This window comes from Actinospineispora spinosispora DSM 44797 (assembly GCF_000429025.1).
GTDB classification, from domain to species: domain Bacteria; phylum Actinomycetota; class Actinomycetes; order Mycobacteriales; family Pseudonocardiaceae; genus Pseudonocardia; species Pseudonocardia spinosispora.
Genome location: NZ_AUBB01000046.1, coordinates 33,938 through 59,182, shown reverse-complemented (window position 1 = coordinate 59,182; position 25,245 = coordinate 33,938). Strand labels below are relative to the sequence as shown.

25 protein-coding genes are annotated in these 25,245 nt (G+C 69.4%); 9 read left to right on the top strand and 16 right to left on the bottom strand.

Annotated elements, in window-relative coordinates:
- Positions 1-575 precede the first annotated feature (575 nt).
- From G406_RS54215 to G406_RS0120000, 4 genes are all read left to right on the top strand, one after another.
- A complete protein-coding gene (locus tag G406_RS54215) occupies positions 576-1,823 on the top strand; it encodes an HNH endonuclease signature motif containing protein (protein ID WP_051342389.1) in 1,248 nt (415 codons plus the stop codon).
- 90 nt (positions 1,824-1,913) lie between these two features.
- Complete coding sequence (locus tag G406_RS0120010) at positions 1,914-3,287, top strand: NADP-dependent succinic semialdehyde dehydrogenase (protein ID WP_028935192.1); 1,374 nt, start codon at positions 1,914-1,916, stop codon at positions 3,285-3,287.
- A 3-nt stretch (positions 3,288-3,290) separates the two neighbouring features.
- Positions 3,291-3,710 (top strand): VOC family protein, encoded by a 420-nt coding sequence (locus G406_RS0120005; protein WP_028935191.1) that lies wholly within the window; start codon positions 3,291-3,293, stop codon positions 3,708-3,710.
- Positions 3,707-5,749, top strand: coding sequence for an NAD(+) synthase (locus G406_RS0120000; protein WP_028935190.1), 2,043 nt, complete (start codon positions 3,707-3,709; stop codon positions 5,747-5,749). Before G406_RS0120005 ends, G406_RS0120000 begins: the two co-directional genes overlap by 4 nt.
- 28 nt (positions 5,750-5,777) lie before the next feature.
- On the opposite strand, the gene G406_RS0119995 is transcribed toward G406_RS0120000, so the two are convergent.
- Together G406_RS0119995 and G406_RS0119990 are read right to left on the bottom strand one after the other, a co-directional pair.
- A complete protein-coding gene (locus G406_RS0119995) occupies positions 5,778-5,960 on the bottom strand; it encodes a DUF1737 domain-containing protein (protein ID WP_028935189.1) in 183 nt (60 codons plus the stop codon).
- 68 nt (positions 5,961-6,028) lie between these two features.
- Positions 6,029-6,817: a GNAT family N-acetyltransferase gene (locus G406_RS0119990; RefSeq protein ID WP_028935188.1), complete on the bottom strand. Its 789-nt coding sequence runs from the start codon at positions 6,815-6,817 to the stop codon at positions 6,029-6,031.
- A 203-nt stretch (positions 6,818-7,020) separates the two neighbouring features.
- On the opposite strand from G406_RS0119990, the gene G406_RS0119985 reads away from it, so the two are divergent.
- Positions 7,021-7,215 carry a CsbD family protein gene (locus G406_RS0119985; protein ID WP_028935187.1) on the top strand — a complete coding sequence of 65 codons (195 nt, stop codon included), beginning with the start codon at positions 7,021-7,023 and terminating at the stop codon, positions 7,213-7,215.
- Here G406_RS0119985 and G406_RS48250 read toward each other — a convergent pair.
- From G406_RS48250 to G406_RS0119950, 7 genes are all read right to left on the bottom strand, one after another.
- Positions 7,205-8,191, bottom strand: coding sequence for a dihydrodipicolinate synthase family protein (locus G406_RS48250; protein WP_037077493.1), 987 nt, complete (start codon positions 8,189-8,191; stop codon positions 7,205-7,207). The two genes, G406_RS0119985 and G406_RS48250, sit on opposite strands and share 11 nt — an antisense overlap.
- Before the next feature lie 3 nt (positions 8,192-8,194).
- Entirely contained in the window at positions 8,195-9,316 is a 1,122-nt protein-coding gene (locus G406_RS0119975) for an NAD-dependent epimerase/dehydratase family protein (protein WP_245607169.1), read from the bottom strand.
- A 64-nt stretch (positions 9,317-9,380) separates the two neighbouring features.
- The gene (locus tag G406_RS0119970; RefSeq protein ID WP_084216220.1) at positions 9,381-10,370 is read right to left on the bottom strand and encodes a cobalamin-independent methionine synthase II family protein; all 990 of its coding nucleotides are present in this window, start codon (positions 10,368-10,370) and stop codon (positions 9,381-9,383) included.
- An 11-nt stretch (positions 10,371-10,381) separates the two neighbouring features.
- On the bottom strand, positions 10,382-11,782 hold the full coding sequence (locus G406_RS0119965; RefSeq protein ID WP_028935184.1) for an MFS transporter: 1,401 nt from the start codon (positions 11,780-11,782) through the stop codon (positions 10,382-10,384).
- Positions 11,783-11,804: 22 nt separating this feature from the next.
- Positions 11,805-12,611 (bottom strand): sugar phosphate isomerase/epimerase family protein, encoded by an 807-nt coding sequence (locus G406_RS0119960; protein ID WP_037077491.1) that lies wholly within the window; start codon positions 12,609-12,611, stop codon positions 11,805-11,807.
- A gap of 112 nt (positions 12,612-12,723) precedes the next feature.
- Positions 12,724-13,881, bottom strand: a complete 1,158-nt coding sequence (locus G406_RS0119955) for a dihydrodipicolinate synthase family protein (protein WP_028935182.1) — start codon at positions 13,879-13,881, stop codon at positions 12,724-12,726.
- The gene (locus G406_RS0119950; RefSeq protein ID WP_028935181.1) at positions 13,878-15,026 is read right to left on the bottom strand and encodes a Gfo/Idh/MocA family protein; all 1,149 of its coding nucleotides are present in this window, start codon (positions 15,024-15,026) and stop codon (positions 13,878-13,880) included. The genes G406_RS0119955 and G406_RS0119950 overlap by 4 nt, the downstream gene beginning before the upstream one ends.
- Positions 15,027-15,142: 116 nt before the next feature.
- On the opposite strand from G406_RS0119950, the gene G406_RS0119945 reads away from it, so the two are divergent.
- Complete coding sequence (locus tag G406_RS0119945; RefSeq protein WP_028935180.1) at positions 15,143-16,180, top strand: LacI family DNA-binding transcriptional regulator; 1,038 nt, start codon at positions 15,143-15,145, stop codon at positions 16,178-16,180.
- Positions 16,181-16,224: 44 nt separating this feature from the next.
- On the opposite strand, the gene G406_RS0119940 is transcribed toward G406_RS0119945, so the two are convergent.
- The 4 genes from G406_RS0119940 to G406_RS48245 form a co-directional block, all read right to left on the bottom strand.
- A complete protein-coding gene (locus G406_RS0119940) occupies positions 16,225-17,073 on the bottom strand; it encodes an SMP-30/gluconolactonase/LRE family protein (RefSeq protein ID WP_084216219.1) in 849 nt (282 codons plus the stop codon).
- Positions 17,074-17,084: 11 nt separating this feature from the next.
- Positions 17,085-17,843: an SDR family NAD(P)-dependent oxidoreductase gene (locus tag G406_RS0119935; protein WP_028935178.1), complete on the bottom strand. Its 759-nt coding sequence runs from the start codon at positions 17,841-17,843 to the stop codon at positions 17,085-17,087.
- A 74-nt stretch (positions 17,844-17,917) separates the two neighbouring features.
- Entirely contained in the window at positions 17,918-18,433 is a 516-nt protein-coding gene (locus G406_RS0119930) for a mycothiol transferase (protein WP_028935177.1), read from the bottom strand.
- 31 nt (positions 18,434-18,464) lie between these two features.
- Positions 18,465-18,704, bottom strand: a complete 240-nt coding sequence (locus tag G406_RS48245; protein WP_156935004.1) for an RGCVC family protein — start codon at positions 18,702-18,704, stop codon at positions 18,465-18,467.
- Between the two features lie 238 nt (positions 18,705-18,942).
- Between G406_RS48245 and G406_RS48240 the strand changes: the two genes are divergently transcribed.
- Complete coding sequence (locus G406_RS48240; protein ID WP_064742977.1) at positions 18,943-19,380, top strand: DUF5994 family protein; 438 nt, start codon at positions 18,943-18,945, stop codon at positions 19,378-19,380.
- 32 nt (positions 19,381-19,412) lie between these two features.
- Here the strand turns inward: G406_RS48240 and G406_RS0119915 are convergent, their stop codons facing one another.
- From G406_RS0119915 to G406_RS0119905, 3 genes are read right to left on the bottom strand one after another with little or no spacing between them, the layout of a single operon-like run.
- The gene (locus G406_RS0119915) at positions 19,413-19,793 is read right to left on the bottom strand and encodes an acyl-CoA thioesterase (protein ID WP_028935176.1); all 381 of its coding nucleotides are present in this window, start codon (positions 19,791-19,793) and stop codon (positions 19,413-19,415) included.
- A complete protein-coding gene (locus tag G406_RS0119910; RefSeq protein WP_028935175.1) occupies positions 19,790-20,659 on the bottom strand; it encodes a fumarylacetoacetate hydrolase family protein in 870 nt (289 codons plus the stop codon). The genes G406_RS0119915 and G406_RS0119910 overlap by 4 nt, the downstream gene beginning before the upstream one ends.
- Positions 20,660-20,719: 60 nt before the next feature.
- Positions 20,720-21,844: a cupin domain-containing protein gene (locus tag G406_RS0119905; protein WP_028935174.1), complete on the bottom strand. Its 1,125-nt coding sequence runs from the start codon at positions 21,842-21,844 to the stop codon at positions 20,720-20,722.
- 91 nt (positions 21,845-21,935) lie between these two features.
- On the opposite strand from G406_RS0119905, the gene G406_RS0119900 reads away from it, so the two are divergent.
- Together G406_RS0119900 and G406_RS0119895 are read left to right on the top strand one after the other, a co-directional pair.
- Complete coding sequence (locus tag G406_RS0119900; RefSeq protein ID WP_028935173.1) at positions 21,936-24,152, top strand: oxidoreductase; 2,217 nt, start codon at positions 21,936-21,938, stop codon at positions 24,150-24,152.
- Positions 24,153-24,229: 77 nt separating this feature from the next.
- Entirely contained in the window at positions 24,230-25,243 is a 1,014-nt protein-coding gene (locus G406_RS0119895) for a carbon-nitrogen hydrolase family protein (RefSeq protein ID WP_245607168.1), read from the top strand.
- Positions 25,244-25,245 lie beyond the last annotated feature (2 nt).

Sequence of the window (25,245 nt, the reverse complement as noted above, 5' to 3'; positions counted from 1 at the left end):
CCGGTTTCTCGCCGGAGCCATCGGGGCCGGTCTCGTGTTCTCCGCTGTGAGCAATACGTGCGCCATGGGCACTCTGCTGGGGAAGCTGCCCTACAACCGGGCATCCTCTGGCGATGTTGAGGTTGCTGTTTCTCGGCTCAGTTCTTGAGGGTTTTGTTCCCCGCTGGCCATCGATCGTTCTTGGTGCGGCCGGTCGTTGTCAATCCCGCTTCGCGCTTCGACGCAGCCTCCTGGTGCACATGCAGCAGGGTCGAAGTAAAGGATTGACAACGACTGGCCACACCAAGAAGCAGGCCAGGATCGCGGGGCAAGGGTGGAGTATGCGGCGAACACACAACACGACTGGTCCCACACCTGCGACTGCTCGCGAAGAAATTTGTTTGCAGTAACAATCTTTAAACAGCAACAACAGCCAGTTAGCAGGCACCCAGCCTGCGCCTTTGGCTCGCGGGTCGGGGACCGTAGTCGGGTACGTCGGCGACGCAACCTCCGGGGCTTCAACTTCTCTAAAACTTTTTCCCCGGAGTCCCGGATTTTGCTGCAAAACTGTCAGACCCCCCTGAGACCATAGGGTCATGACCGAAACCGCGCTCAACACCGACACCCCGAACGGGATGTCGACGTTGCACGCCTGCGCAGGTCAAGAACTGATCGACCGACTGCAATACGAACGCCACCACATCCAACGCCGCTCCCGCTACAACGAGCTGTACCTCATCTCCCGGCTAGACGCCGAAGGCGAGTTCGCCGAACGCGGAGTCGTAGCCAAAGCCGCCGTCGCCGACATTCTGCAGATCAAACCGGCCGAGGCATACAAGGTAGCCAGGCTGGCCGGGAACGTGTTTCCCACCGTGACGCTGACCGGTGAGGCCCTGGCACCGAAGCTGCCGCACACCGCCTCGGCGTTGGCCGACTACACGATCGACCCCGCCCACGGCCTCGTCATCGACATCGTGTTGAACAGCCGCGCCGCCGGACGCCTGAACCCCGACGCCTGGTCGAGCGTTGAGCAGACATTCTCCGAATGGGCACGCACACTCTCACCCCACCAACTGGCCGTTGAAGCGCACTGGTTGATCAGCCACCTCGACCAAGACGGACCCGAACCCGGCGAAGACGGATGCGATGAGCTGCTCAACGAACTGTGGCTCACCCCGAACCCCGACGGTGGGGGCTGGATCAAAGGCACCCTCGACGCCGGGTCGTTCGAAGAAATAAAGCGCGCTGTGCTGGCCAAGCTGTTGCCCGAGGCAGACGAGGGCAAGACTCTGCCCCAACGCCAAGCCGACGCACTCGCCGAAATCTGCTCCCACTCCCTGGACGAAGGCCGGCTACCCGCCGAAGGCGGAGTCCGGCCTCATGTCACGGTCATCATGACCGAACGCGACCTACAGCAGAAAGCACGCGGCGCGCAGCTGGAGTTCGGCGGCAAAGCCCCCGCCTCCTACCTACGCGCCATGCTGTGCGACTGCGGCATCACCCCAGTCGTACTCGGCGGCAAGAGCCTCCCCATCGACGTCGGATACGAGAGCCGCACCGCACCAACCGGGCTCCGCAAAGCTCTCACCGTCCGCGACCGGGGCTGCGCCCACCCTGGCTGCACCCGGCCACCGCACTGGTGCCAGGTCCACCACGTCATCGAATGGAGCGCCGGCGGCCGGACCGACCTCGACAACTGCATGCTGCTGTGCAAACAACACCACCGCATGATCCACACCAGCGGCTGGACCGTCAGAATCCGAGACGGATGGCCCGAATTCATCCCACCCAAATGGCTCGACCCCACCCAAACGGCACGCCGAAGACCCACGCGCGTGTACTGATCGCTGAGCTGCGCAGGCGGCGTGCGTGTGTGAGTGGTAGGCCTGGGTAATCGGTGTGCAGGCAAGCACTCAGACTGGAGGCTCCACCCCATGGCTATCGCCACGATCAACCCGGCTACCGGCGAGACGGTCAAGACGTTCGACGCGGCGAGCACGGCCGAGGTCCAGCAGAAGATCGAGCTGGCGCACTCACGTTGGCACAGCTACCGCAAGACGAGCTTTGCCGAGCGCGCCGACTGGCTGCGGGCCAGCGCGGACCTGCTCGACGCCGAGGCCGACGAAGTGGGTCGGCTGATGACGACCGAGATGGGCAAGACGTTCAAGTCCGCGCGCGCCGAGGCCCAGAAATGTGCCAAGGGCATGCGGTACTACGCCGACCATGCCGAAGAGTTCCTCGCCGACGAACCGGGCGACGCCGACGCGGTCGGCGCCAGCAAAGCGTGGATGCGCTACCAGCCGCTCGGCGTTGTCCTCGCGGTCATGCCCTGGAACTTCCCGCTGTGGCAGGTCGTCCGGTTCGCCGCGCCTGCGCTCATGGCCGGCAACGTCGGGCTGCTCAAGCACGCGTCGAACGTTCCGCAGACCGCGCTGTACCTGTCCGACCTGCTGTTGCGGGGCGGATTCCCGGAGGGCTGTTTCCAGACCCTGCTGATCTCCTCCAGCCAGGTCGAAGCGGTGCTGCGGGACCACCGCGTCGTCGCCGCAACCCTGACCGGCAGCGAACCCGCCGGACGCTCGGTCGCCGCGATCTGCGGTGACGAGGTCAAACACACCGTCCTCGAGCTCGGCGGCAGCGACCCGTTCGTCGTCATGCCCTCCGCCGACCTGGACAAGGCCGCCGAGGTCGCGGTCACCGCGCGTGTGCAGAACAACGGACAGTCCTGCATCGCCGCCAAGCGGTTCATCGTGCACACCGACGTCTACGACGCGTTCGCCGAGCGGTTCGTGGCGCGCATGAAGGAACTGACCGTCGGCGACCCGTTCGACGACGACACCGACGTCGGTCCGCTGGCCACCGAACAGGGCCGCGAGGACGTCGAGGAGCTGGTCGACGACGCGGTCAAGGCCGGCGCGACCGTCCTGTGCGGCGGGACGCGTCCCGAAGGTCCGGGCTGGTTCTACCCGCCGACGGTGATCAGCGACATCACCAAGGACATGCGCATGTACCTGGAGGAGGTCTTCGGGCCGGTCGCCTCGCTGTACCGGGTCGCCGACATCGACGAGGCGATCGAGGTCGCCAACGCCACCACCTTCGGGCTCGGCTCCAACGCCTGGACCGACGACGCCGACGAACAGGACCGGTTCATCGCCGACCTGTACGCCGGTCAGGTGTTCATCAACGGCATGACCGTGTCGTACCCGGAGCTGGCCTTCGGCGGGGTGAAGCGGTCCGGTTACGGGCGCGAGCTGTCCGGGCACGGCATCCGGGAGTTCTGCAACCTCAAGACCGTGTGGGTCGGCTGAGCGGTGCACCTGGAGCTCACCTCGCTGATCGTCCGCGACTACGACGAGGCCATCACGTTCTTCGTCGACGCGCTGGGCTTCGACCTCGTCGAGGACTCCCCGGCGGTGACCACGCACAGCGGGCAGCCGAAGCGCTGGGTCGTGGTGCGGCCGCCGGGGGCGGGCAGCGGCATCCTGCTGGCGCGTGCCGAGGGAGACGAGCAGACCGCCGCGATCGGCAGGCAGTTCGCCGGTCGCGTCGGCTTCTTCCTGCGGGTGGACAACTTCGACGTGCACTACGCACGCATGCGCGCGGCGGGCGTCGAGTTCCTGGAGGAGCCGAGGGACGAACCGTACGGGACGGTCGTCGTGTTCACCGACGTCTCCGGCAACAAATGGGATCTGCTGGGGCGCCGACCTGGGACTGGGACACTGGGGACATGAGCTTTCGGTCCCTGTACGGGCACGGGTTCCTGCGGGTGGCGGCCGTCACCACCCGCACCGCGATCGGGAACCCCGCCGCCAACGCCGAGACAGTGATCAACTCGGCACGGGCCTGCCACGACGAGGGCATCGGGCTGGTCGTGTTCCCGGAGCTGACCCTGTGCGGCTACTCGATCGAGGACATCCTCCTGCAGGACACGCTGCTGGACGAGGTCGAGCATGCGTTGGCGGACGTCGTGGCGGCGTCGGCGCGGCTGTTGCCGGTGCTGGTCGTCGGGGCTCCGCTGCGCCACCGGCACCGGGTGTACAACACCGCCGTCGTCATCCATCGGGGCAGAATCCTGGGTGTCGCGCCGAAGTCGTACCTGCCGCTGTACCGGGAGTTCTACGAGCGCCGCCAGCTCGCGGCAGGCGACGATGTGCGGGGTTCGCTGCGGCTGGGCGACGCCGAAGTTCCGTTCGGGCCGGACCTGCTGTTCAGCGCCACCGACCTGCCCGGCTTCGTGCTGCACGTCGAGATCTGCGAGGACATGTGGGTGCCGATCCCGCCGAGCGCCGAGGCCGCGCTCGCCGGGGCGACCGTGCTGGCGAACCTGTCCGGCAGCCCGATCACCGTCGGCCGGGCCGAGGACCGCAAGCTGATGTGCCGTTCGGCGTCGTCGCGGTGCCTCGCCGCGTACGTGTACGCGGCGGCCGGCGAGGGCGAGTCGAGCACCGACCTGGCCTGGGACGGCCAGACGATGATCTACGAGAACGGCACGCTGCTCGCCGAGACCGAGCGGTTCCCCGCCGGTGAGCGGCACTCGGTCGCCGACGTCGACCTCGACCTGCTGCGTGCCGAACGGGCCCGCATGGGCACGTTCGACGACAACCGCCGCACACACGCGGCGCGCACCGACGGGTTCCGCCGGATCGACTTCGCCCTCGATCCACCGGAGGACGATCTCGGTCTGCTGCGCACGCTGGAACGGTTCCCGTTCGTGCCCGCCGACCCCGACCGGCTCGAACAGGACTGCTACGAGGCGTACAGCATCCAGGTCGCCGGCCTCGAACAGCGGCTACGGGCGATCGGCCAGCCCAAGATCGTCATCGGCATCTCCGGCGGCCTCGACTCGACGCACGCGCTGATCGTCGCGGCCCGCGCGATGGACCGCCAGGGCAGGCCGCGCAGCGACATCCTCGGGTTCACCCTGCCCGGTTTCGCCACCGGCGAGCACACCAAGGGCAACGCACACCGGCTCGCCGAAGCACTCGGCATCACGTTCGAAGAGATCGACATCAGCCCGACGGCGCGGCTCATGCTCACCGAGCTGGGCCATCCGTTCGCCGGCGGCGAGCCGGTCTACGACATCACCTTCGAGAACGTCCAGGCCGGTCTGCGCACCGACTACCTGTTCAGGGCCGCGAACCAGCGCGGCGGCATCGTGGCAGGCACCGGTGACCTGTCCGAGCTGGCCCTGGGCTGGTCGACCTACGGGGTCGGCGACCAGATGTCGCACTACAACGTCAACGGCGGCGTGCCGAAGACGCTCATCCAGCACCTGATCCGCTGGGTGATCTCGTCGAAGCAGTTCCCCGGCGAGGTGGGTGAGGTGCTGCAGTCGGTGCTGGACACCGAGATCACCCCGGAGCTCGTGCCGATCGGTGCGGACGGGGTCGCGCAGAGCAGTGAAGCGAAGGTCGGGCCGTACGCGCTGCAGGACTTCTCGCTGTTCCACGTGCTGCGCCACGGCTTCCGTCCGTCGAAGGTCGCGTTCCTCGCCTACCACGCCTGGCACGACGCCACGCTCGGCAACTGGCCGCCGGGCTTCCCGGTCGACGAGCGCCCCGAGTACTCACTCGCCGAGATCCGGCACTGGCTGGAGGTGTTCGTCCAGCGCTTCTACAGCTTCAGCCAGTTCAAGCGCTCGGCGCTGCCCAACGGGCCGAAGGTCTCCGCGGGCGGCTCGCTGTCTCCGCGCGGTGACTGGCGGGCGCCCTCGGACATGTCAGCGGCGGCCTGGCTCGCCGAGGTCCGCACCAACGTCCCGGAGAAGTAGCCGCCGGCCGAACACTGAACTGGACGGTCTAGTCCGCCGGCCAGAGGATGGCCTGCGCGACGATCACCGCGTCACCGTCGAAGGTCAGCGCCGGGCTGCCGTGCAGCTGGTAGCCCAGGTCAAGCGCGTCGCTGACCCGACGGCAGAACCGTTCGTCGTCGGGGCCGGTCAGCACCCGATAGCGCGGCAGTCCCTGTGGCGGCTCGCTCATTACCCCGTCCCTTCCGCTGTGACCCGGTTCGCCGGACCTCTGTACCCAGGGTTTGTACACCGCCAGGCTCAGGGAGCGACGGCGAACTCGGAGTACTCGCCGACCGACCGGAAACCGAGGCGCCGGTAGACCGGCTCGCCGTCGGCGGAGGCCTGCAGCACGACCGTGGTCGAGCCGTCGGCCCGAGCCGCGTGCATGAGCGCCAGCATGATCGCGGTGCTGTAGCCGCGGCGGCGGTGCGCGCGCAGCGTCGAGACGTTGTAGATGCCGACGACGCCAGCGTGATCGACCGCTTCGGCCGCGCACACCGGCGCGCCCAGGTGATAGCCGACCAGGAAACGACCCGGCGAGTCCGGCTTCAGCGCCAGGTCGGCGGTCAGCTCGAAGAAGCGCAGTACGCCGGGGGCGGGCGGGTCCCAGTTCGCGGCCTGGATGGCGGCGAACTCGGCGAACTGCTCCCGCGTCGCGACCTGCCGGATCTCGAAGTCGGGGACCGGCAACGGCACCGGCAGGGTGTCCAGCGGCGCCCACATCGCGACCTCGTGCTCCGACTCGGCCAGGCCCGCCGCGACCAGCCGGGTACGCAGGTAGCTCGGCCGCGACGCCGGACCGACCCACCAGGAGAACGTGCGTCCGGTCGCCCGCAGCTCTTCCAGGATCTGCTCGATCCGCGTGTCGACCGTCGCCTCGGTGAACCTTGCGGCCGCGACGATGTTGAACGTGTCGTCGTCGATCCCGCTGTCGTTGACCACCAGGTCCTCGCCGTCGGTGACCGTCGCGCCGGGTAACGCGGCGTGCAGGTAGCCCCCGTGCCTGGCGAGGTTGCGCTCCATCCGTTCCAGCAGGTCGCCGTCCATCCAGACAGTCGATCACATCAATCGACACAGGGGCACCGCGGTATTCACCCGACGAGGTTCTCCGCCTCGGTCCGTGAGCTCGACGCGGAAGACTGTGCCGACCATCACATCCCGTGCGGCGAAACTAATTCGTCGTAGCGGGCATCCAAGAGGCAGAGCCCGGAAGCGCCGGGCCTGCATCGCCAGTGGAGGAGTGCTCCGAGATGGGCATCGTCGACAAGGCAAAGAACAAGGCCGAAGAGCTCAAGGGCAAGGCCAAGGAGACCACCGGCCGGATCATCGGTGACGAGGAACTGCAGGCCGAAGGTCTCGTCGACCAGGGCAAGGCCGGAGTGAAGCAGGCAGGCGAGAGCGTGAAGGACGCCGCCAAGGACGTGACGCGGGCCTTCAAGAAGTAGTACGCAGGTTCGGGTAGGCGTGCCAGACCCGGTCGATATCGGCCAGCTGACCCGGGGACAGTTCCTCGGCCGGGTCCAGGCACCACCTGCCCGCGAGCACACCGTCGCGGCGCAACACCTCGTGGATGCCGGGGATGCAGCCGGCGAAACCGTTCGCGGCGTCGAACACCGCCGCGTTGGCGTCGGTGAGCTGCGCACCGACCCTCAGCAGCTCAGCCGGGACCGCCTCACCGGAGGTCACGACCTCGCGGATCCGCGCGTGCAGCCGCACGGCGGCCGCCGTCCACACCGCGAACTGCCCGAGTAGACCACCCACCATGCGCACGCCACCGTCGAACGGCGTCAGCAGGTCGGCGACGATGTTGTCGTCGTTGCCGGTGTAGAGCGCCACGTCCCCGGCGCGGCCGGAGTCAGCCACCGCGCGGACGACGTCGAGTGTGCGGTACCGGTCGAACGGCGCGATCTTGATGGCGCGCACCGAGTCCAGCTCCAGGAAGCGACGCCAGAACCGGTAGCCGAAGTGTCGGCCGCCGACCGCAGGCTGCAGATAGAAGCCGAAGATCGGCATGATCGCGCCGACCTCCGCGACACCGGTGAGGATCTCGTCCTCGGTCGCGTCGGCCCACGAGCTCGCCGCGACCAGCGCCAGGTCATAGCCCAGGTCAGCGGCTATCGTCGCTTCGCCGATCGACCGCTCGGTCGGACCAAGAACGCCGGCGACCCGCAGACCCGGGGAGTCCCCGAGCTCCTCGGCGGCCAGCTCCAGCACCGGACGGTAGAGACCGACAGCCGGATCGTGGATCGCGAACTGGGTGGTGTGTACCCCGACCGCGACACCGCCCGCGCCCGCGTCGAGGTAGTACCTGGTCAGAGCCCGTTGCCGCGCCTCGTCGAGACGGCGCTCGGCGGTGAGCGCGAGCGGGTGGGCGGGGATCACGACGCCGTCCCGCAGCGCGTTCGCCTTGCTGGTCAGCATCGTTCAGAACACCCCGCCGCGTTGCTCGAACTTCGTGGGTTTGCCGTGGCTCGGGCCGCCCGCCTCGATCCACCGGCAGGTCTTCTCGATCATCTCCCGCACCGACACCGTCGGGTAACCGAAACGGGCCATCGCCCGGGATGCGTTGGACAGCAGCGCGGTCGAGGCCTCCTGACCAGCGATGATCGGCTCCCGGCCCAGTCGTGCCGCGAACTCGGTCGCCAGCCAGCGCACCGACACGGTCTCCGGACCGGTCAGGTTCAGGACGTCCGGCGGTGATGTGCAGTGCCGCAGCGAGCGCAGCGTCATCGCGTTGACGTCGCCCTGCCACAGCACGTTGACGCTGCCCATCGTCACGTCGACCGGCTCCGAGGCCCAGACCGCGCGGGCGATGTCGTGCAGGACGCCGTAGCGCAGGTCGATCGCGTAGTTGAGCCGCAGGATCGACATCGGGGTCCCGGTGCTGATCGACACGTGCTGCAGCAGCCGTTCACGCCCGAGGCAGGACTGTGCGTACTCGCCGACCGGGCTCGGGGCAGTGTTCTCGTCCGCTCCGCCGGAGCCGACCGGGGTCAGCGGGTAGACGTTGCCGGTGGAGAAGGCGACGATGCGCGACCCGACGAAGCGCTGCGCGACCTGTGCGGCGAGGTAGGTGTTGACCGCCCAGGTCGCCCACGGGTCACCGTGGGTACCGAACTTGCGGCCGACCAGGTAGATGACGTTCTCCGCGTCCGGCAGGCCACGCAGCGCCCCGGGATCGGACAGGTCCGCCGCGATGGTCTCGACACCGGCGTCGTGGAAGGGCTCCGTCGCGCCGGGGTCGGCGAAGCGGGACACCGCGACGACCCTGCGCCGAGCGACCGCTCGGTCGATTCCGTCGGCTCGCTCGGCCCGCTCGGCACGGTCCAGAGCGAGACGTGCCATCGTGGCCAGGCTCAGGCCGAGTTTGCCACCGGCGCCGAGCAGCAGCACGTCGCCGGTGACCGCGGCCAGGTCCGCGACGACCGCGTCGGATGGCCACCACAGCCCCCGGTCGAGCGTGGCCAGCTCGTCGGCCACGGTCAGTTCGTCGGTCACGGTCAGTTCGTCGGCCACGGTCGCCGTGCACTCGCTGGCCGCGGCCACCTCACGTCCTCGTGAGTGTTCCGTATGGCCCTGGCCATACTCGTCACTCACGAGGCCGGAACGGTCAGCGGCCAAGGTAGCGGTCCCGTCCGGCTACGAGCGCCGCGATCTTGCCGTCCGCGATCGAGCGGGCCAGGATCCAGAAACCGCAGTCCGGGTGCACGTACTCGATGCGGCCGGGGTCACCGAGCCAGGCGGCCGCGCGCTCGATGCGGCCGGCCACGACGTCGGCGCTCTCGATCTGGGTGTCCTTCACGTCGATTACGCCGATGCCGAACCGCAGCGTGTCCAGCTCGGCCAGGATCTTCAGGTCGTCGGTGTCGTGCCTGGCCGCTTCGAGCACGACGTGGTCGGCACGCAGGGCGGCGAAGAACTCGAACAGCTCGTGCATCCGGCCGGTCTGCACCCGCTGGCCGTTGTAGTTGCCGAAGCACAGGTGCACGGCCGGGGTACCGGGCGCGGCATCGAGCACGATGTTGATCGCCTCGGCGGCCAGCGCGGCGTCCTCCGGGCGACCCGGCACGTTCGCCTCGTCGACCTGCAGTACGTCCGCGTCGATCTCCCGGACCTGGTCGGCGAACACCCGCGCGATCGCCAGCGCGAGCGACCGCAGGTCGCCGTAGTGCTCGTCGAGCAGCGTGCGGGCCAGCATGTACGGGCTCGTCACGGTGAACTTGACCGGGCCGGTGGCCACCGCGCGCGCCGCGCGGTAGGCGCCGACGAGGTCCAGCGTGCCCTCGTCCAGCTCGCCGGTGACCACCCCGGCGGGGCGTGCGCGGAACCCCAGGTGGGGCTGGGCGGCGAACCGCGCGACGTCCGAGCGGGTCACCGAGGCGCGCACCCCGCCGAGCGGACGCACGAAGTACTCGATCATGCCGTTGGTCTCGGGATGGTTGACGTCGAACCGGGACAGCTCGCCGTCGGTCAGCAGCTCGATGCCGGCCCGCTGCTGCAGCGCGAACACGACCGAGGTCGCGTCGGTCAACGCCTCCCTGGACGGCGCCGCACGCAGCCAGGACGGGATCGGATAGCTGCCGACCAGGGTGGTCTTCATGCTTTTCGACGTCACTGCGCCAGCTCCTCGAGTACTCGTTGTTTGGTCTCGATGCCCAGCCAGGCCATCACCACCAGGCCGACCAGCGCAACCACCCCGAACGCGGCGAACACGCTGCCCAGCCCGAGCCCGGCGCCCAGCAGCGCGCCGACCAGCATCGGGCCGATCGCGCTGGCCACCCGGTTCATGCTGCTGCCGGTCGCGGTCGCCCAGGCCCGCATGCGCGTCGGGTACAGCTCCGGGGTGTACAGGTACAGGCCCGCGGTGACCGGGCTGATACCAAGGCCCATCAGCAGACCGGCGACGAACAGCACCGGCCACGCGGTCGCGCCGAGCAGGATCGCCACGCAGCCGAACGCCCCGCCGAGCACCGCGAGCGCGAACCCGCCGACGAACCACGGCTTGCGCCCGATCCGGTCCACGGTCAGCGCGAACACGTAGATCTCGATCAGGTACAGCGCGCTGACGATCGCGGTCAGACCGAGCGCGTTGTTCGTGGCGAGGCCGCCGAGCCGCACGTACAGCGTGGGCAGCCAGGTGGAGAAGCCGTACAGGATGAAGTAGCCGCAGAACCAGGTCACCCAGGACAGCGCCGTGCGCCGCCGGTAGGTATCGCTGAACAGCTCGCCGAACCTGGTCGGTTTGACGTCGGCGGGCGCGCGGACCTCGGGTTCGGCGAGCACCACACCGCGCGTGGCCGCGTCCTGCTCCATCTCGTCCAGCAGCCGGCCGGCCTCGGCGAACCGGCCGCGCTCGGCCAGCCACCGGGGTGACTCGGGCAGCGTGCGGTAGGCGATCAGCGCCACGACCACCGGGATCGCGCCGAACACGAACAGCAGCCGCCAGCCCAGCTCGGGGCCGAACACACTGAAGAACAGCAGACCGATGAGCGGCGCCAGCAGGATGCCCCAGCTGAAGATGCTCTCGTAGATCATCACCGCCCGGCCCCGGCTGCGGCCTCGGACGAACTCGTTGAACAGAGCGCCCGCGATCGGCACCTCCGCGCCGAGCCCGATGCCCTGCAGCAGGCGCAGCACGAGCAGCGACTCGACGTTCCACGCGCACGCCGCGGCGAGGCTGAGCAGGCCGAACGTGCCGAGCGAGATGATGAACGCCAGCCGCCTGCCGAACCGCTCCGCCATCGCGCCCAGCACCAACGCGCCGACGAACTGGCCGATGTAGGCGACGCTGATCAGCAGGCCCGCGTAGCCGAAGTCGACCTGGAACGCGTTGATCACCACGGTCAGCACGGTGGCGATGACGAGTGAGTCGAATGCGTCGAAGAACGTGCCGACGCCGAGCAGCGAGGCCACCCGGAAATGCACCCTGCCGAACGGGATGCGTTCCAGGCGGGCGACGGTGTTGTCGGCCGCTGTCGTCGTGTCCTGCCTGGGCTCGTCTGCTGTGCTCATGACTGCCTATCCCGTCGTTGGGCTAGATCACGTGAGTTCGGTACCGCTCGATGATCGAATCCAGGGCCTCGTCGCCCGGCCGGTTCCACAGTTCGTCGTTGAAGATCTCGACCTCGGTCGGGCCGGTGTAGCCGGCCTTCTCGACGGCTTCCCGCAGCGCCCGCAGCGGAATGCAGCCATCGCCCATGAGGCCCCGGCCGGTGAGGACGCCCTCGGGCAGCGGCGTGACCCAGTCCGATACCTGGAAGGACACGATCCGCTCGCCCGCGCGGTCGATCGCGGCGTCGAGGGTGGGTTCCCACCACTGGTGGTAGGCGTCGACGACCACCCCGACCTGTGCGACCGGGTGCTCCTCCGCGATGTCCAGCGCCTGGTCGAGCGTGTTGATGACACACCGGTCCGAGCAGAACATCGGGTGCAGCGCCTCGATCGCGAGCCGCACACCGTGCTGTCCCGCGTAGGGCGCCAGGTCGGCGATCGCCTCGGCGACCTGCTCGCGGGCGCCGGTCAAATCCTTGCTGCCGGGCTGGATACCGCCGGAGACCAGGATCAAGACGTCCGTGCCCAGCGCGGCGGCCTCGTCGACCGCGCGGCGGTTGTCCTCGCGCCGGGCGGCCACGTCGGGGTCGGTGAAGAAGCCGCCCCGGCACAGCGAGGTGACCGTCATGCCTGCGTCGTGCACGATCGCGGCGGCACGCTCGAGCCCGTAGGTCTCGACGTCATCGCGCCACAGCCCGACGCCCTCGACCCCGCGCGCGACACAGGCCACGACCAGCTCCTCCAGCTCCCACTGCCGCACCGAAGCCCGGTTGACGCTCAGCCCGTTCATGCCCCGCCCCCCGACGACACGAATGTGGCTTTAGGGACGTTGAACGTCCCTAAAGCCACATTCGTGACAGTGGATGGGAGGTGAGGGCGCAGGGCGGGAGGGGTGAGTGGGGTCATTGGGGGATGCCTGCTGTGGTCAGGAGGAGGCGCATGCGTCTGGTTGCCTGGTCGGGGTCCGGGAGCAGGCCTGCCTCGTCGGCCAGGCGGAACAGGGTGCACAGGTGGGGTAGCGACCTGGCGGACTGCATTCCGGCGACCATCGTGAAGTGCGGCTGGTGGCCGGCCAGCCAGGCCAGGAACACGATCCCGGTCTTGTAGTGGAACGTCGGCGCCTCGAAGATCTTCCTGGCCAGCGGGACCGTCGGACGGAGTATGCGCTGGTAGGCGTCCTGGTCGCCGGTGTCCAGCGCGGCCAGAGCCGCCGAAGCGGATGGCGCGATCGGGTCGAAGACGCCCAGCAGCGCGTCGCTGTGACCGTGGTCGTCGCCGAGGATCAGCTCGGGGTAGTGGAAGTCGTCTCCGGTGTAACAGCGCACGCCCTCGGGCAGCCGGCGGCGCAGCGCGACCTCCCGCTCGGCGTCCAGCAGCGACACCTTCACCCCGTTGATCACCTCGGCGTGCTCGGTGACGATCGCCAGGAACGACTCGGTGGCGCGGTCGAGGTCGTCGCTGCCCCAGTAACCGGCCAGCGCCGGGTCGAACATCGGGCCCAGCCAGTGCAGCAGCACCGGCCCTCGGACCTGTTTCAACAGTGAGCCGTACACCGACGCGTAGTCGTCCGGGCCGATCGCGGTGGCCGCCAGCGCCCTGCTCGCCATGATCACCGGCGTCGCGCCGGCGTCCTCGATGACCGCGAGCTGTTCGGTGTACGCGCGCCCGATGACGTCGAGGCTGTGCTCACCGGGCAGCTGGTCGGTTCCCGCGCCACACACCAGCGCACCACCGACCGACGCCGCTTCCGCGCCGGAACGCCGGATCAGCTCGGCGGTCGCGGCCCAGTCCAGCCCCATGCCGCGCTGTGCGGTGTCCATCGCGTCGGCGACACCGAGCCCGTGGCGCCACAGGTGATGACGGAAGGCCAGCGTAGCGTCCCAGTCCAGCACCGCGGGCCGGCCCGGGGTGTTGTCCGCGCGCACGTCCGCCACGACGTGCGCCGCCGCGTACCCGACGCGCGACCGAGCCGCGTCCCGGTGCACCGTGACGTCCAGGGGCGTGCCGACCAGGCGGTACGGCGTCGACCGGCCCTCGGCGTCGAGCAGGGTCAGGGTCACAGCGACAGCTCCGGGACGTCGAGCCGGCGCGCCTCGGCGTCGGACCGCAGTCCCAGCTCGGCCAGCTGCACACCGCGCGCCGCGGCAAGGAAGTCGAACTGCCAGTCGGCACCGTCGACGACGTGGCGCAGGAACTGCTCCCACTGCACCTTGAAGCCGTTGTCGAACTCCTCGTTGTCCGGCACCTCGGCCCACTGCGCGCGGAAGTCCAGCGGGTTCGCCACATCGGGGTTCCACACCGGCTTCGGTGTCATCGACCGGTGCTGCACCCGGCAGCGCCGCAGGCCCGCGACGGCGCTGCCCTCGGTGCCGTCGACCTGGAACTCGACCAGCTCGTCGCGGAACACCCGGACCGCCCAGGACGAGTTGATCTGCGCGATCACCCCGCCGTCCAGCTCGAAGATGCCGTACGCCGCGTCGTCCGCGGTCGCCGCGTAGCGGGTGCCGGACTCGTCGACCCGCTCCGGAATGTGCGTCGCGGACAGTGCCTGGACGCTGCGCACCCGCCCGAACAGGTTGTGCAGGACGTACTCCCAGTGGCAGAACATGTCGAGCGTGACGCCGCCGCCGTCCTCGGTGCGGTAGTTCCAGGACGGGCGCTGCGCGGTCTGCCAGTCACCCTCGAACACCCAGTAGCCGAACTCGCCACGCACCGAGAGCACCCGGCCGAAGAAGCCACCGTCGAGCAGCCTGCGCAGCTTGCGCAGCCCGGGGAGGAAGAGCTTGTCCTGGACGACGCCGGTGCGCACGCCCGCGTCGCGGGCCGCGCGGGCCAGGTGCAGTGCCACGTCGAGCTGCTCCGCCAGGGGCTTCTCCGCGTAGACGTGCTTACCGGCCTCGATCGCCTGCGTGATGCACTTGTCGTGCAGCTGTGTGGTCTGCGCGTCGAAGTAGATCTCGACGTCCGGCTCGGCGAGCGCCTCGGTCAGGCTCGTGGTCCAGCGGGTGAGGCCGTGCCTGTCGGCGATCGTGCGCAGCTTGTCCTCGTTGCGTCCGACCAGGATCGGCTCGGGCCAGACGAGACCGTGTTCGGTGACCAGGCCGCCCTGCTCGCGGATCGCCAGTATCGAGCGGACCAGGTGCTGGTTGTAGCCCATCCGCCCGGTCACACCGTTCATCGCGATGCCGATGCTGCGTCGTTCCATCGATGGGGCCGTCCTCTGTGTCTCTGGTGCCGGGTAGGGGCTGTGCGGAAAGCCCTTTCCGGAAAGCGCTTTCCAGCACGCTAGACTGCGGCACCATCGGGGGTCAAGGGGGGAACATGGATACCGGAACCGGGCGGTACGTGACGCTCGCGCAGGTGGCGAGCGCCGCGAAGGTCTCGCTCGCCACCGCGTCCAGGGTGCTCAGCGGCGGGGAACGAGTGGTCCGGCCCGAACTTCGGGACCGGGTTCTCGACGCCGCGACCCGCCTGCAGTACGTCCCGAACGCGCACGCCCAGGCGCTCGCCGCCGGCGCCAGCAACACCGTCGGGCTGGTCATGCACGACGTCGGTGACCCGTACTTCTCCTCGATCACCCGGGGCGCGATGCAGGTCGCCGGTGAGCAGGGCACGCTCGTCGTACTCGGCAGCACGTTCCGCTCCCCGGAACGGGAGATCGAGTACGTCTCCACCCTGCGCGCCCAGCGCGCGCGGGCGATCCTGCTGGTCGGCAGCGGTTTCGACGACGCCGACTACCTGCGTGACATGGGCCGCGAGCTGGAGAACTACCAGGGCTCCGGCGGGCGCTACGCGTTCGTCAGCCACCACGACCTGCCCGGCGACGCCGTACTGCCGGACAACTCCGGTGGCGCGGCCGCGATCGCCAGAGCACTGGTCGAGCTCGGGCACCGGCGGATCGCGGTCGCCAGCGGGCCTCGGAACCTGAGCACGGTCGCGCACCGGGTCGGCGGTTTCCTCGATGCGCTCGCCGAGGCGGGCATCCCCCGGTCCGACGTCCAGGTCATCGAACGGGAGTTCAGCGAGGACGGCGGCTACGCGGCAGCGAACGACCTGGTCAAGGCAGGTATTCCGGCGACAGCGCTGTTCTGCGTCAGCGACATCATGGCGATCGGCGCGCTGCTCGCGTTGCGTGAGCACGACGTGGCGATCCCGGACCACCTGTCACTCATCGGCTTCGACGACATCCCGATCGTGCGTCATCTGACACCCGCGCTGTCCACCGTCGCGCTGGACCTCGAACGGATGGGCCGCGAGGCGATGAGCCTGGTCCTACATCCCGAAGCGCCCGCGACCCCCCGCAGGATTCACCTCCCCGCCCGCCTCGTCCTGCGCGCAAGCACCGCCGCTCCCCGCTGACCCCTGCCCCAGACCCCCTGGAAGAGCGAGCCGGGGGTGAGTTGTCAGCGGAATGTGGATGCTGGTGGGGCCGTTGCCGGAGCGGGCATGTGCAGGACCGCGCCGTCCAGATCCGTCGGGTCGGACAGGCCGGTTCGGGCCGTGGTCACGATCAGGCGGTCGCCGGCCAGACAGACGCTGGTCGGCTGGGCGGCCGGCACCGGGACGACCCGCTCCAGGTCGCCGTCGGGGGTGTACCGGTGCAGCTCACCGGCACCCCAGATCGCCGACCACAGGCACCCTTCGTCGTCGACCGTCATCCCGTCCGGGCTGCCGACCGGCACCGTCGCGAACGTGGAGCGCGGACCGAGCGCGGCGCTGTCCGGGTCCACCGGATACCGGTAGATCACGCCGTGCGCGCTGTCCGCGAGGTACATCGTGGCGCCGTCGGCGGTGAACGCCGGCCCGTTCGGGACGGTCAGACCGGTCAGGACCTGGGCCACCGAGCGGTTCCGATCGACCCGGTACAGCGCGCCCGCACCGGGCACCGCCCCGTAGGCCATCGACCCGGCCCAGAACCGGCCGTGCGGATCCGCGACGCCGTCGTTCATCCGCATCGCCGGATGCTCACCCTGCTCCGGGCGGGCCAGCCAGGTCACCTCGGTTCCGTCGAGCAGCGCGATGCCGGGGCCGGCCGCGGCGATCCAGCCGTCACCGCGAGGTGCCACCGCGCCCAGCGGGCCGTTGAGCTCCAGCAGCACCGAGGGCTGCTCGTCGAGCGATTCGGGCAACAGCAACAGCCTGCCGCTCAGGATGTCGACCATGATCGTCCGGCCGTCGTCGAGCCTGCGCAGGCCTTCGCCGAGCTCGAACCGCTCGCCGGGCAGCGCGGTCCACATCGTCTGGTCCCGCATGTTCTCCTTCTTCAGTACGACGTCTTGTACGTGCTCCAGCCACCATCCACGATGAGCGCGGTCCCGGTCACGAAGGACGCGTCGTCGCTGGCCAGGAACGCGATCGCGGCCGCGATCTCCTCCGGCTGACCGAGCCGCCCGAGCACCGTCTGTGCCGCGCTCGACGCCTGCTCCTCGCTGCTCACGCCATCCCACGCGGCGGTCAGGACCGGCCCGGGCAGCACCGAGTTGACCCGCAGGCCGGCGGAACCGTACTCGGTGGCGAGCTGGCGGGCCAGCCCGGTCAGCCCCGCCTTCGCCGACGCGTACGCCGAACGCCCCGGCAGCCCGACCAGCGCGTGCACCGAGGAGGTCAGCACGACGGCTCCGCCCGGCCGGCGCAGATCGGCGAGGCACGCCCGCACCCCGAGCCAGGAACCGGTGAGGTTGACCGTGAGCTGGCGCTGCCAGGATTCGAGCGTCATCTCGTCCGCGGGTAGCACCTCGGTCATGAATGCATTGCTGACCAGCACGTTCACCGGCCCGAGCTCGGCCCGGCAGCGCGCCACCGCGTCGGTCCACGCCGTCTCGGAGCCGACGTCGCAATGCACCGCCAGCGCACGTCCGCCGGTGGCGGTGATCTCCTCGGCGACCGCTCGCGCCGCGTCGAGCGCGACGTCCAGCAGCGCGACCGCCGCGCCCTCGGCCGCCAACCGGCGGGCCGTGGCCGCACCGATTCCGCGCGCCGCGCCGGTCACGATGGCGACGCGACCGTCGAACCTGCCGCCCACCGACGGTCCTCCCTCGCTGTCCGGCCCTGCGAAATCTAGCGACTCGCCCGCGGAATCTAGCGACTCGCGGTTCGTCAGGTGGGGCGGCGCAGGAGGATTCCCTTGATGAACGAGGCCTGGCCCGCGTGCTGGGCGTCGTCGTCGATGACGCTGATCAGCCGGACGCCCAGGGTGACCGGCGGGTCCCAGTTGGTGTCGACCACCCGGTCCAGGTCGGTGTCGGTCAGGCCGCCGACGAACCCGAGGGTCTGCTCGTGCACGGCGTCGTAGTAGTCGAGCAGCAGCTGAGCCGAGTCGACCCGCACCTTGGCGACGTCGGCACTGCTGTGCCCGTACCCGATCGCCGAGACCGGGAACGGCAACCCGAACCGCTCCGCCCAGCCCTTCGCCGTCCACACCTGGTCGAAACCGGCGACCCCGGCCACGTGATCGTCCTGCACCCTGGTCAGGTGCCATACCAGCCAGGCGATCGAGTTCGCCTCGTCCTCCAGCCGGACGGACAGCTGCTCCGGCGTCAGGCCGTCCACCGCGTCGTGGACCACTTCCTGGACGCGGCTGAGCCCGTCGGCGAGTACCTCCGCAGTGTTCATACCCCGACGGTACCCAGAGGGGCCGACAGTTCTACTTGCCGCTGAACCTGCCCCGCCCGTACATCGGCGCCCCGGTGCGCCCCGGTGCCGCCGCCGCCTTCGGCGCAGCCTCCTGACCTCGGCAGACACAACCCCGCTCGGTCCCGCGCGCGACGGTCGCCGCGCAGTACCGGGTCGCGGTCACATCGTGGGCGGCCTCGTCGTGGCCACAGGCTTCGCAGGCATCGGACTGGTCTGAACCAGACGATCGTTCGTGGAACTCGGTCGTCATGCTTATCGACCCTGACTCCGCCGACGAGCCGTCGGCGAGAAAATCGAACTCCTGGCGCGGCACGTCGGAGACATGCTGATCGACCAGGACAGACCCCAGTCTACCCGGCCACCACCGGTGCCGCGGCGGCGTAAGGTCGGTGATACTGAGGGTATTTCGCGTGCTGGTGGTCAAACCGGCGCCGTCCTCAGGTTTCCCACAAGTCGGCCGCTCGGCGGCCGGGGACGGGGGCACCGGCATGACGTCGGCCCCGAACACCAGCACCCAGTCCACCAGTTCGCTGCTCGAGCTCAAACCCGATGTGGTGGCCGGAGCACGCTCGACCGGATACGTGGACGGCGCCTGGCGCCCCGCGTCCCGCGATCTCGCCGCCGAGGTCCCCGCGCTGCTCGCGGAGCTGCCCGGTGAGCTCGGGACGGTCGAACGGATCAGTTACCACCTGGCCACCTGGGGCCTCACCGTGCGCGCGCTTCGGACACCGGGCGGTCTCGTTCACCTCGCCGGGTACCGCACTCAACATCCGGACACGGTGGACGTGGTCGGGAACAGTCATCGGGTCACCCTGCTGGTCGTGCCGCCCGAGACCGACGACACCACCGCGCGCCGAGTCATGGCGGCCGCGTCCGACCCGGACAACATCGCCCGGCCCGCCGACCTACTGGCAACCGAGCACTGACGCAGCACAGCCACAACCCGCGACGGGATTTGTCAGGGGGCGAGGGCGGCTCGGACCTCTGGAGACCAGGGCACCGCGCGTGGCGAGTCGGGCGCAGCCATGGCGATCACCATGTTCCCGGCAGCGGCCACCGCCGCGCCGCCGCGCACCTCGAACTCGTAGCGGATCGACTTCTCCCCGACCTTCGCTACCGCCAGCTCGATCTCGATGTCCTGGCCGAACCACAGCCGGTCGCGGTAGTCGACCTCGTAGTGCACCCGGGGGATCCGGCCGAACAGGTCGGACACACCGCGGCTGCGCAGCAGCTCCGCCTCGGCCGCTTCCACCCAGCGCAGCACCGCGCCGTGATGATGGTGCCCGGCCGCGTCGGTGTCGTGCCATTCGACCTTGCGGTGCACGATGATGCTGGTCACCGGGCATCCACTCGGCTGTCGACGACAGGGTTGCGCAGGGTGCCGATGCCCTCGATGGTCGCCTCGACGACGTCACCCGGCTTCAGGAACCGGGGCGGGTTCTGTGCCGCGCCGACCCCCTGCGGCGAACCGGTCGCGATGACGTCGCCCGGCTCGAGGGTCATGCCGGAGGTGATGTCCGCGATCAGCTGGGCGACCGGGAACAGCATGTGCTTGCTGTTGCCCTTCTGCATCACCTCACCGTTGACCTTGAGCCCCAGGTCCAGGGTCTGCGGATCGGGCAGCTCGTCCGCGGTACGGATCGCCGGGCCGAACGGCGCGTAGCTGTCCTGGCCCTTCGAGAAGAACCACTGCCCGGATCGCCGCTGGTCACGGGCGCTGATGTCGTTGACGATGCTGTAGCCGAACACGTGGTCCAGCGCGTCGTCGACACTCACCCGCCGCGCGGTACGACCGATCACGACCGCCAGCTCGCACTCCCAGTCGAGCTGGGAGGTCAGGTCACCGTCGTGCTGGATCGGCTCGTCCGGCCCGACCACGGCGGTGGCCGGCTTGGAGAACAGGACCGGACGCGTCGGCAGGTCCTTCGCGGTGTCCAGGGTGCGGCTGGATTCCTCGACATGCTCCACATAGTTCAGGCCGACACCGACAATTTTGCCGGGCCGCAACGGGGCGTGCAGCCGAACTGTGTCCAGCGGCAGGACCGGAGCATCGGCGAACCGGACAGCGATCTTCTCGAGCAGAGCCGCCCCGGCGACGACGACGTCGCTCAGCGTGCCGTAGCCCTCGCCGAGATCGACGACACCTCCGTCCCGCAAGATGCCCGGCCGAGCGGTCCGGTCGTCGGAGAAGGTCACAAGCAACATCGAGAGCTCCTTACGCAGGTCACATGCCGTGAGTGAGTTGGGTTGCCAGGGCAGCCCAACTCACTCACGGGTGGCGACGGGCTGGTGGCCGTTGTTGTCGGTGTAGGCCTCTTCGCGCCAGAAGCCGAGCGCACGCATCACCGGGAAGTCGTTGAACGAGAACAGGCAGGCGTCGTCGGAGCGGCTGGCGTTGGCGTGCTCGTGCCAGGCCCAGGACGGGACGCAGAAGATGTCGCCCTCGGACCAGTCGATGCGCTGACCCGCGACGATGGATGTGCCGCTGCCCTTGGCGGCCGTGTAGATCTTCGAGCCGACCTGCCGGTGCGCGAGCGTCGACTCACCCGCGCGGAGCAGCTGCATGTGCGCGCTCATCGTCGGCATGACGGATCCGCCGGTCAGCGGGTTGCTGTACTCCATGATGATGCCGTCGTACGGTGACCCGTCGGTGGCCTTCGCGGCATTCAGCAGCGCCTCGTAGGTGGGCTCCCACGGGTAGGCGAGCAGCGGCGAGTGGCTCTTGCCCCAGGTGTCGCCGAAGGGGCGCAGCTGACCGGCGCCGTAGGTCAGCAGCGAGGAGTTCACCACGCCGACCTGCTTCTGGTAGACGTCGGGGTGGACCTCGTAGAACGGCGCGTCCAGGGCGTTGACCAGCGGAATGTCGAGGCCGTCCTGCCAGATGACCGGCCCGTCGACACCTTCGATGCCCTCGTTGCCGTGTTCGTGCCAGGTCCAGTTCGGGGTGATCGCGAAGTCCCGGGGACCGACCTTGAGCTTCTGGCCGTCGACGATCGTCCACGCTCCGGTGCCTTCGAGGACGAACCGCAGCGCGGCGGCCTGGTGGCGGTGCGCGGTCATCGACTCGCCGGGCCCCATGACCTGCAGCCCGGTGTAGAGCAGCCCCACGGTCGCGGCGATGTCGCGGCGCTCCGGGTTGTACAGCGCCACAACCCTCCGGCCCGCGTCGTCTCCGCTGACCAGGTTCAGCGCTTCGAGCACGAGCGGGCGCAGCTCGGCGAAGCTCCACTTGACCGGCTTGGACTGCGGCTGCGGGTACCAGGGCTCGATCTTGTTGGCGATCGTCCACAGTGCGCCGGCCTCGAGCTTCGCCAGCTTCTCGTAGTACGCCTCGAGCTCGGCGGTGTCGGTGACCCGAGCCCGGCCGAGCATGTCGTCCCGGTTGGCCATGACCTCTCCTCACGCATATAGCGTCTTTCTGACGTTCGTAAACTGTACTACAGTAGCGGCCACGTGACGACGGAAACCGAAGGAGCATTTGATGCGGATCGCCGTGGTGGGTGGCGGACCCGGCGGGCTGTACTTCGCCGCGCTGGCCAAGCAGCTCGACCCGGGCCGTGAGGTCGTGGTCTGGGAGCGCAACGCGGCCGACGACACCTTCGGCTTCGGCGTGGTGTTCTCCGACGAGACGCTCGGCGGCATCGAGGCCGCGGACCCGGTTCTGTTCGCCGAGGTGGCCCGCAACTTCGCGCGCTGGTCGGACATCGACGTCGTGCACCGGGGCCAGACCGTCACCTCCGGTGGGCACGGCTTCGCCGCGATCAACCGCAAGGTCCTCCTGCAGCTGCTGCAACGCCGCTGCACCGAGGTCGGGGTCGACGTCCACTACTCGACGACGGCACCGGACATCGAGGTCCTGGAATCCGAGTTCGACCTGGTCGTGGCGGCGGACGGCGCCAACTCGGCCATCCGTGCCCGCTACGCCGACGACTTCCGGCCCTCGCTCGACGCCCGGGGTGCGCGCTACATGTGGCTGGGTACCGACAAGGTCTTCGACGCCTTCACGTTCCTGATCGCGGACACCGAGCACGGCCCGATGCAGGTGCACGCCTACCCGTTCAGTACCTCGCGCAGCACGTTCATCGTCGAGGTCAACGAGCAGACCTGGCGGGCCACGGGTCTCGACGCGGCCGAGGGCGCGAACCTGCCGCCCGGGGTCAGCGACCAGACCGGCATCGACCGGATCGCCGACATCTTCGCCGCCGACCTGGGCGGCGCGCGGCTCATCGCGAACAACTCGAAGTGGGTCCGGTTCACCGTGGTCCGCAACGAGACCTGGCACCGGAACAACGTCGTGCTGCTCGGCGACGCCGCGCACACCGCGCACTTCTCCATCGGCTCCGGCACGAAGCTGGCCATGGAGGACGCGCTGTCACTCGCCGCATGCCTGAACGAGAACCCGCAGGTCAGCGCCGCACTAGAGGCGTATCAGGCGGAGCGCGAGCCGGTCGTGGCCAGCACCCAGCGCGCCGCGCAGGCCAGCCTGGAGTGGTTCGAGGACATTGCGCACGTCGTCGGCCAGGACACGCAGCAGTTCGCGTTCAACCTGCTCACCCGCAGCCGCCGGGTCACCCACGACAACCTGCGGCTGCGGGATCGTGCGTACGTCGACGGCGTGAGCAGCTGGTTCGGCGAGCAGCACGGCAGTACCGCGCCGCCGCTGTTCCAGCCGTTCGCGCTCGGGAAGGCGCAGCTGCGCAACCGGATCGTCACCGCCCCGATCAGCACCGACACCGCGCGGGACGGCATCCCCGGCGACGAGGAAGCGCTGTGGCTGGCGAGTACGGCACTGGGTGGCTCGGGGTTGGTGCTGGCCGGCATGACCTCGGTGAGCGCCGACGGCCGCCCGTCCGAGGGCTGCGCCGGGCTGTACACCGAGAGCCAGACCGAGGCCTGGCGCGCGATCGTCGACCGGGTGCACCGGGTGTCGGACGCGCTGATCGGAGTGCAGCTCACCCATGCCGGTGCGAAATCCATCGGGAGTGAGCCGGACCCTCGGCTGGTGCGGCAGCGGTTCGCCGAGGCGGCGACACGCGCCGATGCGGCCGGCTTCGACGTACTGGAGCTGCAGGCAGGTCACGGCCACCTGCTGTCCGGTCTGCTGTCCCCGCTCACCAACCCCCACGGCGGTGACCTGCACGCCCGGCTGCGCTTCCCCCTCGACGTGCTCGACGCGGTCCGCGAGCAGTGGCCCGCCGACAAACCGATCCTGGTGCGCATCTCCGCCGTCGACTGGGCGCCCGGCGGTACGACGATCGCCGACGCCGTCCGTATCGCCGGTGAGCTGGCCGAACACGGCGCGGACGCGATCGACGTGTCCAGCGGCGAGGTGGTCGCGCACGAACGTCCCGCGTACGGGCGCAGCTTCCAGACCCCGTTCGCCGAACGCATCCGGCACGACACCGGCATCCCGACGATCGCGGTCGGCGGCATCTCCGGCCAGGACGACGCGACCTCGATCGTCCTCGCCGGGCGCGCGGACCTGGTGGCGATCGGCCGCGCCGCCCTGCACGACCCGGCCTGGGCACTGCACGCAGCGGCCGAGCTCGGCTACCGGGGCCCGGGCGCCGAATGGCCCGCCCACTACCGCGCGGGCGCCACCCCGCCCCCGGTCCGCAAGTCCGACCACGAGCGTCCCCGCCTGACGCTGCGCCGCACCCCCGACATCCACCGCCGCTGGCACCCCCACAACCCGTGAGTGGCGAGTGGTCCCCTGGGACCACTCGCCACTCACGGCCTCTGACCTGCGCTTTCGCTACTTCGAGGTGAGGACCGATGACCATGTTGGAGCTGCCCCGGTTCACCGCTGCCGCCGTGCAGGACAGCCCAGTGTTCCTCGACGCCTCGGCCACCGTCGACAAGGCCGTCCGGTTGATCGAAGAGGCCGCCGGCAACGGGGCATCGCTCGTGGCGTTCCCCGAAGTGTTCGTGCCGGGCTATCCGTACTGGAACTGGACGATGAACCCGGTACAGGGCTCACCGTGGTTCGAGAAGCTGTACCGGGCGGCGATCGACATCCCCGGCCCCGAGGTCGTCGAGCTGTGCGCCGCGGCCCGACGGCACAAGGTCACGGTGGTCATCGGGGTCAACGAACGCGGCAGGCACAGCTTCGGCGTCCTGTACAACACGGTGCTCACCATCTCCTCGAGCGGTGAGCTGCTCGGCCTGCACCGCAAGCTCGTCCCGACCTGGGCGGAGAAGCTCACCTGGACGAACGGCGACGGCAGCTCACTGCGCGTGCACGACACCGAGCTGGGCCGCATCGGGGCGCTGGCCTGCGGCGAGAACACCAACACCCTCGCCAGGTTCGCACTGCTGGCCCAGGGCGAGCAGGTACACGTCGCCAACTACATCGCGCTGCCCGTCGCCCCGGCCGACTACGACATGGCCGAGGCGATCTCCATCCGCACGGCGGCGCACGCGTTCGAGGGCAAGCTGTTCTCCGTCGTGTCCTGCTCGACGATCTCACCGGAGATGATCGAGGAGATCGCCTGCGACGACCAGGCCGTCCGTGACCAGCTGGAACGCAAACGCAACGCGCTGTCCGGCATCTTCGGTCCGGACGGACGTCCGGTGTCCGAGCCGCTGGTCGACACGGTCGGCATCGTGTACGGCGAGATCGACCTCGCACGCTGCATACAGCCGAAACAGATGCACGACATCATCGGCCACTACAACCGGTTCGACGTCTTCCAGCTGCACCTGAACGCGACCCCGCAGCAACCGTTGGTGGTCACCGGCAGACCCGAGGGACCCGAGGTTCCACACATCGAGCTGCCGGAGGCCTGACC